General features: G+C 51.4%; 8 protein-coding genes. 6 read left to right on the forward strand and 2 right to left on the reverse strand.

Annotation, left to right across the window (positions count from 1 at the left end; genetic code table 11):
- Positions 1-540: BamA/TamA family outer membrane protein (locus QVP67_RS05315; protein ID WP_288179929.1), on the forward strand; the 540-nt coding region annotated here is incomplete at its 5' end.
- A gap of 202 nt (positions 541-742) precedes the next feature.
- Here the strand turns inward: QVP67_RS05315 and QVP67_RS05320 are convergent.
- Positions 743-2518, reverse strand: coding sequence for a biotin/lipoyl-binding protein (locus tag QVP67_RS05320; RefSeq protein WP_022162525.1), 1776 nt, complete (start codon positions 2516-2518; stop codon positions 743-745).
- A 484-nt stretch (positions 2519-3002) separates the two neighbouring features.
- Here QVP67_RS05320 and QVP67_RS05325 point away from each other — a divergent pair, with 484 nt between their 5' ends.
- From QVP67_RS05325 to QVP67_RS05335, 3 genes are all read left to right on the forward strand, one after another.
- Complete coding sequence (locus QVP67_RS05325) at positions 3003-5906, forward strand: M16 family metallopeptidase (protein WP_022162527.1); 2904 nt, start codon at positions 3003-3005, stop codon at positions 5904-5906.
- Between the two features lie 391 nt (positions 5907-6297).
- The gene (locus QVP67_RS05330) at positions 6298-6429 is read left to right on the forward strand and encodes a hypothetical protein (protein WP_022162528.1); all 132 of its coding nucleotides are present in this window, start codon (positions 6298-6300) and stop codon (positions 6427-6429) included.
- A complete protein-coding gene (locus tag QVP67_RS05335) occupies positions 6426-6923 on the forward strand; it encodes a DUF6169 family protein (protein ID WP_022162529.1) in 498 nt (165 codons plus the stop codon). Before QVP67_RS05330 ends, QVP67_RS05335 begins: the two co-directional genes overlap by 4 nt.
- Before the next feature lie 11 nt (positions 6924-6934).
- On the opposite strand, the gene QVP67_RS05340 is transcribed toward QVP67_RS05335, so the two are convergent.
- Complete coding sequence (locus QVP67_RS05340; RefSeq protein ID WP_022162530.1) at positions 6935-7564, reverse strand: trimeric intracellular cation channel family protein; 630 nt, start codon at positions 7562-7564, stop codon at positions 6935-6937.
- 88 nt (positions 7565-7652) lie between these two features.
- Here QVP67_RS05340 and QVP67_RS05345 point away from each other — a divergent pair, with 88 nt between their 5' ends.
- Both QVP67_RS05345 and QVP67_RS05350 read left to right on the forward strand, forming a co-directional pair.
- Positions 7653-8747, forward strand: a complete 1095-nt coding sequence (locus QVP67_RS05345; protein ID WP_288179930.1) for a UDP-N-acetyl glucosamine 2-epimerase — start codon at positions 7653-7655, stop codon at positions 8745-8747.
- 695 nt (positions 8748-9442) lie between these two features.
- The coding region (locus QVP67_RS05350) for a hypothetical protein (protein WP_288179931.1) at positions 9443-10272 on the forward strand (830 nt) is incomplete at its 3' end.

Consider the following 10272-nt stretch of genomic DNA (forward strand, 5'->3'; position numbering starts at 1 on the left):
GACAGCCGCGACGTACCTGCCAATGCCTACACCGGCCTTTACCTGGACGTACGTGGCATGGCCTACTCGAAAATCATCGGAAGCGACCAGAACTTCTACCGGCTGGAGATAGACTACCGCCAGTACAAGCCTCTGGGCAACCGGAAAGTGCTGGCCTGGACCGTACAGACCAAAAACGTATTCGGCAACGTGCCCCTTACGCAATATGCCCTCACCGGTACTCCTTTCGACCTGCGCGGCTACTACATGGGACAATACCGCGACTATTCATCGCACGTCGTACTGGCCGAATACCGCCAGATGATCAACACCGACCAAAGCAACTGGTTCAAACGCGTCCTGCATCGGCTGGGATTCGTGGCATGGACCGGATGCGGCTTCATGGGTCCTACGATGGGCAAAATAGAAGGTGTCCTTCCCAATTACGGCGTCGGACTGCGCATCGAAGTACAGCCCCGTATGAACGTACGCCTGGATCTCGGAAAGAACACCGTCAACAATCAGACTCTCTTCTATTTCAATATGACGGAAGCCTTCTGATTTGAAGGAGAATGAAGAACTTATTAAATGGAGAATGAAGAACTAAATAAATGAAGAATGAAGAATTAAGAATGAAGAATTTCTCAGACTATTCGCCATTGAACATTATTCATTCACCATTAATCATCAACCATTTATCATTTACCATTAACCATTATAAGCCTTTCGGCTTTAACTCCTTAACTTCCATCAAAATGCCTCCTTACGCCGGTTCTTCCCCGCGTTCAATATAAGCCAGCACGTCGCCTTTCTTCACATAGCTGCCCTGCTTGGCACATACCTCGATGATGCGTCCGCTGAAGTTGGCCGTCACCTTGTCGTGCGTTCCCCACGGCGTGGTGATGTAGCAGAAGGTATCGTCGGGCTCGTATTTGTGACCGGGCTCGGGTGGCATGGACGGGTTGGTCACATCTATTTCCCAAATCACCGTTCCCTTCGCCGGTGCCGTGATAGGCTCTGCCTTGGCACGCTTCAGTTTCTTCACATCTTCGTCCGAGAAGCCCTTGCCCAGCAAGGCCGATTCCTTGGCACGCTGCAGGTCGGTCTCGAAACGTTTGCGGGCCACGCCCGACTTATAGTCGCGATACTGGCGGTCGTGCATAGCCAGCTCGAACAGTTCTTCTTCGTCTTCGCCCACGTCCCAGCCGTTCTCTTTCATCTCCTTGCGGTACTCGTCCAGCTGGTCGGGATAGTACGATTGTGGATCGGCATCGGTAAACTCGTAGTTGTTCTTCCGGGCCAGTTCCACGATTTCCGGATCCAGCTTGCCCGGCAGGCGTCCGCTCTTGCCCAGAATCATGCCCCACGTGTTGTTGTCGATCATCGTCCAGCGCTCTTCGCCCTTCACCTGCGACATGACATTCATCAGTGCCACATTCTTCACATACTGGCTGAAGGGGGTCACCAATGGCGGATAACCCAGCTTGGGCCATACGTATTCCACCTCGTCGAACAGCATCACCAGCAGGTCGTCGATGCTCAGTTCCGGTTCGCCCTTGCCTTTCAGTATCAGGTTGATGCCGGCATGCACGCCTTTCAGGTCGGCCATCATCGAGCCCATCATTCCGCCCGGCAGTCCGCACTTCAGCAGCAGCGACGACATGTGCTTGTTGCTCGGGTCCATGAAGTAGCCCAGGAAGTCGTCGATGAACTCCTGCGTCAGCGAGCGAGCTTTCATGTAGGCCTTCATGTTGATGTCGGGCACCTGGAATCCCTTGTCGCGCAGCATGGCCTGCACCGAGATAACGTCGGGATGCACCTTTCCCCACGACATGGGTTCCATCGCCACGTCGATGATGTCGGCCCCGTTCTCGCACACTTCCAGGATGGAGGCCATCGACAGTCCCGGACCGCTATGGCCGTGATACTGGATGATGATATCCGGATGTTTGTCCTTGATGGCTTTTGTCAAACGTCCCAGCATGCCCGGACGTCCGATGCCTGCCATGTCCTTCAGACAGATTTCGGGAGCGCCCGCCTCGATCAGCTGGTCGGCAATGGCCGCGTAATATTCCACGGTATGTACGGGCGAATGGGTGATACAAAGCGTAGCCTGGGGAATCATGCCTGCCTCAAGCGCATACTTGATGGAAGGGATGATGTTACGCGTTTCGTTCAGTCCGCAGAAGATACGGGTGATGTCCACCCCCTGGGCATGCTTCACCTTATACATCAGCCGGCGTACGTCGGCCGGCACCGGATACATGCGCAGTGCATTCAGTCCGCGGTCCAGCATGTGTGTCTGTATGCCTGCCTCCCTGAAAGGTTTGGTAAAGGCACGCACGGCCTTATTCGGATTCTCACCATAAAGCAGGTTCACCTGTTCGAAAGCGCCGCCATTGGTCTCAACGCGGGCAAAGCATCCCATTTCTATAATTACCGGAGCAATGCGGACCAACTGGTCCACCCGTGGCTGGTACTTTCCGGACGATTGCCACATGTCACGATAGACAAGACTGAATTTAATCTCCTTTTTCATAACGGTAGGGGAATTAAAGGTATTATTTGTTCGGTTAACTTAACATAGACAAATATAGCAGATAATTCTGACATATCAACAATAAAAGAGCAGATTTCTTTCACCCAAAAGATATGTTATATATCATATTGTCAGAATCGGCTTCATTCTTCATTCCCCTTTCCGATATGCATTCCTTATTTTTTCCGAAAAAATCGTAAAACATCTGTGATTTTTTTATAGTTTTGCCTACATACAAGTAAACAGCCTTACGGTTTTAGTTTTTGAGTTCTTGAGTTTTTTAGTTTTTAAGCTGAGGAATACGAAAACTTATGAGCCTATAAACTCTATCAGTTTTTGAGTTTTTTAGTTTTTAAGTTGGGGGAATACAAACCCAAAAGAACGAAGAACTCAAAAACTTAAAAGCCCAATAACCGAGAAACTCAAGAACTTAAGAACTCAAAAACTCAGAAACTTAAAAACCCAAAACTAAATAACTTACTTTATGAAATCATTGAAATTGCAGTCGATTCTTCTGCTGGCTTTCGCATTGCTTGCCCTGCCCTCCTTCGGACAAGGGCTGAAAGCCTTCAAACTGAAGAACGGTCTTTCCGTATATATATGGGAAGACAACACCAAGTCCGACGTGTATGGTATCGTAGCCTGCCGCACCGGTTCGGTCAACGACCCGGCCGAGTACACCGGTCTGGCCCACTATCTGGAGCACGTCATGTTCAAAGGTACCGACAAGATCGGCGCCCTGGACTGGGAAAAGGAAAAGCCCATCTACGAACAGATCATCGCCAAGTACGATGAAATGGCCGAAGAGACCGACCCGCTGAAGAAAGAAGCCATCGGAAAAGAGATCAACGACCTGACCGTGGAAGAAGGCAAGATCAGCGTTTCCAACGAGTTTATGAACCTCATCGAGAGCATGGGTGGAAAAGGCCTGAACGCAGGTACCAGCTACGACGTCACCTACTACCACAACTCGTTCCCCCCGTACCAGATCAACAAATGGCTCGAAATCTATTCGCAACGCCTCATCAACCCCGTATTCCGCCTGTTCCAGACCGAGCTGGAAAGTGTGTACGAGGAATATAATATGTATCAGGACGACCCCGGAAGCGTACAACGCGAGTTTATATCGAGCAAGGCATTCGAGGGACATCCCTATGCGCGCCCCATCATCGGCCTGCCCGAACACCTGAAGAACCCGCGCCTGAGCAAGCTCATCGAGTTCTACAACAACTGGTACACCCCCGAAAACATGGTACTGATTCTGGTGGGCAACGTCAACGCACAGCAGATCAGCGGACGCATCAACGCCACCTTCGGACGCCTGCCCAAACGCCCCACGCCCGAACGCAAGACCTACCCCGACCTCGACATCAAGGGACGCAAGCAGTACACCGCCAAGGTGGGCTACTACCCCATGGTATGCCTGGCCTATAAGGGCGTACCCTCGGGACATCCCGACGAGAAACCGCTGGAGATAGCCATGTCGCTGTTGCACAACAGCAGCAACACCGGCACGCTGGACAAGCTGACCCTGGACGGCGAACTGACCAGCTGCGGAGCCTCAACCGACTTCCGCCGCGAGCAGGGACGCAACATGGTGTATGCCATCCCCCTGTACGACGAGAACCAGCGCCGCTTCGAGTCGAACAAGAGTGCCGAGAAGAAAGCCCTGAAAGCCATCGAGCAGATTGCCAACGGCGAATTTGAGGACTGGCAGATCGAAGCCATCAAGGCCAACATGTGCCGCGACTTCGACCTGACCATGGAGTCGAACACCAACAAGGCCATGATACTGATGCAGGCCTTCATCAACGAAGAAGACCTGGGCAAAGTGCTCAGCTACAAGGACGAAATCATGGCCATCACCACCGAAGACATCAAGCGCGTGGCCAAGCAATACCTGACCGGCAACTACCTGGCCCTTTACATCGAAAAAGGCAAGGCCGACAACAGCGGAAAAATCAAAAAGCCCGGCTACAAGCCCATCGAACCGCCCGTAGGCAAGCAGTCGCTCTACGCCCTGCAGTTCAAGAGCATGCCCATCGGACATGTCGAGGAAAAGTTCATCGACTTTACCGACGTGCAGGTCAAGAAGCTGAACGACCGCTCGAAGATGTACTATTCGGTCAATCCCGAAAACAACGTGTTCAGCCTCACCCTGCGATACGGCGTGGGCGAACGCGAGTTCCCCAAGCTGGGCATTGCCGCACAGCTGATGAACGATGCCGGCGTGATGGGTGCCTACCAGCCCCAGCAGCTGAAGGAAGAGCTGAGCAAGCTGAACGCCACCTGCAGCGTAAGCGCCAGCGACAACTACCTGTACATCACCATGGAGGGCTACGAAGCAACCTTGCCGCAAGCCTGCCAGCTGCTGTCGCGCCAGATCCTGATGCCGCAGCTGGACGAAAAGCAGCTGGCACGTATCAAAGGCTCGCTTCTGGGCGCACGCCAGCAGCGTAAGGAGAATGTGAACACCCTTTCGTCTGCCCTGATGCAGTACATGATCTATCAGGACAAGTCGAGCTTCATCGACGAACTGACCGATAAGGAAATCTACGAACTCTCCATCTCCGAGCTGACCGGCGACATCAACCGCGCCGCCAACTACGAGGCCGAAATCTTCTACTGCGGCACGATGCCTTTCGACAATGCTTACGACATCCTCAGCAAGAACCTGCCGCTGGTAGCCAACGAGCGTCCGTCCACCTCGCCGCAAGACAAGCCCCTGGCCTCTGTCACCGAGAATACCGTATACTTCCTGCCCAACTCCGACGCCGAACAGGCACAGATCTGGTTCTTCATGCCATTGGGCCAGTACGACAAGAAGGACGACGTGCTGCGCGACGCCTTCAACCAGTACTTCTCCGGAGGTTTCAACGGACTGGTGATGAACGAAATCCGCGAAAAACGTTCCATGGCCTACTCGGCCGGAGCCTACATCGGCACGCCTGCCCTGCCCGGCAACCCGACTTATCTGTTTGGCAACATCGGCACACAGAACGACAAGGCCAACGACGCACTGGACGTATTCATGGGTCTGGTGACCGACATGCCGAAGAATGCCGACCGCATCGACAACATCAAGAGCTACATGCGCCAGGAAGCGCTGACCACTCACCCGTCGTTCCGCAGCAAGGCCGAGACCCTCAACTCGCTGCAACGCGTCGGCTATAGCGAAGACCCTGCCAAGGAAAACCTGCCGAAAATCGATGCCCTGACCTTCGACGACATCGTGAAGTTCTACGAAGACAACATCAAGGGCAAGCCCTACTGCATCGGCATCATGGGCAACCCGAAGGACATCGACGTGAAGAAGTTGGAGAAATACGGCAAAGTTGTCCGACTGAGCGACCGCAAACTGTTCAACACGAAGGATACGCTGTTTTAATGAAGAATGAAATAAATGAAGAATGAAGAATGAGGAATGAAGAATTTTCAGGAGTTAAAGGGACTTAGAAGCCCAATTCCTCATTCTTCATTTATGAGTCCACTTTAAAAAGTACACTTTTTGCCTTTGAGCATAACGTAGGATCTCTTATGAAAGCTATGTGATAACAGATCCTTCACTTTGTTCAGGATGACAGAGCAAAGTGATAGTAACTATAAAAAGACTCATAGGAAACAGACTTTTTTAAAGAGGACTCATTTTTTTGCCCATAACAAGCCCACCCTCTAACGGCCATGCGGAAAACAAAGAACTTCAATGCTGCATTATGCTAAATATCAAGAATTTTATGTACCTTTGCCGTTAGAAGGGAACAACTAAAACCGATACAGTTATGAAAACGATGACCAAAGAAGATTTAATTAAAGCTTTAAAAAAAGCGAAGAAACACAAAGAGCAAGCATTGAAACAGACAAGCAAGGAATTCAAACGCCTTGGAATCAAAGGTAAAGTAGAGTTGGTATGATATATTTCTCTCTAAATCATATCCTTGAACAAGCTCCTTACAAATTAGATTTGCTGGGCAGTGAGTTCATATTCCAAACAGATTTAGGCATCCACTACGTCGTGAGCTTCAATAAAGAGGACATCACACTGGGCGGATGCGCTACTTATCAACTTATCATCCGCAAGATAGAAGAGGTCCGAAGTCGGCATGACCCGAAGGTGGAAGCAACGATACTTGCCATTATCAATGAATTTTTCCGTTCCAACCATGATATCATGCTTTACTTATGCGATACTAGCGACGGACGAGAGGAATACAGAAATCGGCTGTTTCTTTCCTGGTTCGACAAAAACACGGAAGAAAACCGTTTTACCATCTGCAAAGCTCATGCAGAAGTGGAAGGTCAAGGCCTGTTTCTCTGTATCGTAGTAGACAACCGAAATCCGAAGTTGAATGCCATTACAGCTGATTTTGCGGAAAAAGCAACCTTGCTGACAGAAGGAAAACCTTGATATCTCCGCTCCTACCGCTTCTCCTCTTCCTCGCCCGCACCCGAAAGGATGGGCAGGCAAATCTTATACTTGACGGCCAGGATACGAGCCAGAAATACCGACACACCGCCCACAATCTGGCAGATATACGCATCCAGCCCCACCAGCTGGCAGAGGAAATAAACAGTACCGCCCACCACACAGGCCATCGCATAAATCTCCTTGCGGAAAATCAGCGGAATCTCGTTGATGAACACGTCGCGGAACACACCGCCTGCCGCACCCGTAATGCTACCCATGATGATGGCCACCCAGAAGGGATAGCCCAGCAGGATGCTCTTCTCCACACCCACCACGGTGAACAGGGCCAGACCGATGCTGTCGAAAATGAAGAACGTGTTGTTCAGATGAATCAGATGCTTTCCGAACAGAATCACCCACAGCAGGGCCAGACCGGTACAGATCAGGTAAATGGGATCGGTCATCCAGCCGGGAGTGACGTCGAGCAACAAGTCGCGAATGGTACCTCCGCCAATGGCGGTCACAAAGCCTACAACGTATGCCCCGAACCAGTCGAACCGCTTGGCCGAAGCCAGACGGATGCCGCTGATGGCAAAGGCAAACGTACCTATAAAATCGAGAATCTGAACAAATGTTGGCATATCACATCAATTTTATCAGCAAAGTAACAAATAAATTCCCTAAGAAACCGTATTTTTGTCTCATCATTTTTTCATCTTGACTCAAATAATGAAAATAACAATCGTATCGGGCGCACGTCCCAACTTCATGAAGATAGCGCCCATCTGCCGTGCCATCGACGCGGCAAGGGAAAGCGGAAAGGACATTACCTACCGCATAGTATATACAGGCCCCGAAGCCGACAACAGCCTGGAAGCCTCGCTCTTCTCCGACCTGAACATGAGGAAGCCCGACACCTGCCTGGGCGTAAGCGCGCAAGGACAGTCGGAAACGGCAGCCGCCATCATGCTGGCCTTCGAAAAAGAACTCGATGCCCACCCCGCACAGGTGATACTCGTGGTCGACGACCTGACAGCCACCATGAGCTGCGCCATCGTGGCCAAAAAGCGCGGACTGAAGGTGGCACACGTCATCGCCGGCACCCGCTCGTTCGACATGAACATGCCGCGCGAGGTGAACCGCACCATCGTCGACGCCATCTCCGACTACCTGTTCACCGCCGGCATGGTGGCCAACCGCAACCTGAACCAGGAAGGCATGATCCCCGAATACATCCACTACGTGGGCAACATCCTCATCGACAACATACGCTACAACCGCCACCGGCTGATACAGCCCCGCTGGTTCGACTCGCTGGGACTGAAGAAAGGCAACTACCTGCTGCTGACGCTCAACCGCCACGACCTGCTCGACAAAAAAGCCGTCGTACAGTCGCTGCTGCAGACCGTCATCGAAAAAGCCGACGGCATGCCCATCGTGGCTCCGCTGCACCCCTACGTGGAGAAGGCCGTCAAGGCACTCGACCTGCCCGCCGCCAACCTGCACATCCTGCCGCCCCAAAGCTACCTGCACTTCGGCTTCCTCATCAACCAGGCCAAAGGCATCGTCACCGACTCGGGCAACATCGCCGAAGAAGCCACCTTCCTCGACGTGCCCTGCATCACGCTGAACACCTACGCCGAACACCCCGAAACATGGCGCATCGGCACCAACGAGCTGGTGGGCGAAAACTCGTTTGCACTGGCTGCCGCCCTCGACAAGCTGCTGCACGGCGACTGGAAGCACACCACCCTGCCCGACCGCTGGGACGGACGCACCGCCGAACGCATCGTGCAGACACTGATCAATGGCGAAAAACTCTGAGGAAAGTTTCCAACGTTGTCCGAAGGATGTCAAAGCGAGAAGTGACTGACATCTTATTCTTTTTAGGCACGGATTACACGGAAAAAACGCAGAAAAGGAAGAATAACAATCTGCGAACTTCTGTGTAATCCGTGCCTAAAAAAAAGCGGTTCCTTAACTGACATACCTGCACCCTAAAGCACCGGAAACAAACCATAAAAATGTATAGGAAAATGAAATTCAGGTAGTTAGCTTCGTTACAGCGTGTAACGCACCATTTTAGGCCGACAAATTTAAATACTTACTTCGATTCTGGCAAATCTTCGCCGAGTTTTTTCTTTTTAAAAAAAATATTTTTGATTTTAAGAAATTTTTCATGTAAAATCGTTGCACGATTACACATCCACCCTTATATTTGCCATGTTTTGTCAGGATAACAAAACAACTATGAGAACAGTTTCGGATCTTGTATGGAGTCCCCAGGACCGAAACACCACGAACCCGGGATCTCCGCTTCTAACCCTGAATGCAAGCTAATTCTACAACCATAGGAGCTTGCTATTCGCTGGCCCGGCGACAGCCATCAGATGCCACCAACCCGAAAGACGTACAGGGGGTTCAGCCCCCGGGAAGGTTCCTTCCACCAAGTGGGAACGGCCACCCGTATGTCCTAAAATTTCTCGATTGTTTAATTTTTTTAAAGAAAGGAGACACCTATGAAAGGCCACTTCTATTTCACTCACCCCATCGAAGCGTCGCTCGACCCTCGCATGGAGGCCATGGAGGAAAAGCTGCACGGCAAAGGTTTTGGAGTCTACTGGTACATCCGCGAAAAGATGTCCTACTTCTCCAACAACCGATGCCGATTGAAAGACCTCAAACCGTTTGCCACCCGCTACTACACCAAACAGATGATCGAATGGGTAGTGCTGGAAAGCGGACTGTTCGGTTGCGACGAAGCAGGCAACATCGTCCCGCTGAAACTGCAATGCGAACAAGAGTTGGAAACCGACCCCGCAGACGCATGGCAACCGGTACTCTGCCCGACCGAAAACCGCGAAACAACCCCGAAAACGACCGGAAAAAACAGCCGGAAAACTATGAAAAACACCCGAAATGCGTCCGTTTCGGGCAAAAAAACAGCGGAAAACAACGAAAATCGGACGAAAATCAGCGAAAAAACAGCGGAAATCGATGAAAAATCGTCGGAAAACAGCAAAAAAACAGCGAAAAACGGCCCGAAAACAGCCCAAAACAGCACGAAAAAGGCACCAAAACCGACGGAAATCGCTGCGCAACCATCTGAAAATGAAGCAACTGACAACAACATCCACACCAAAAGCAACACAAACACGTCCACTATATATAAAGAAAAAAAGAAAGAAAAAGAGAAAGATGTTGTTGTAGTAGCTACGCCGCCGACGACGACGCCGCCCCCCGCCAGCCCGACAGCCATACGACCGTGGCAGCAATACGTGGCCGAGTTGAACTCCGACAGCGAGTGGGGACAGATCGTCTGCATGAAGAGCGGCTACGGAGCCCTGCT

It is taken from the genome of Bacteroides sp. CAG:633, assembly GCF_000435115.1.
Lineage (GTDB): Bacteria > Bacteroidota > Bacteroidia > Bacteroidales > Bacteroidaceae > Bacteroides > Bacteroides ndongoniae.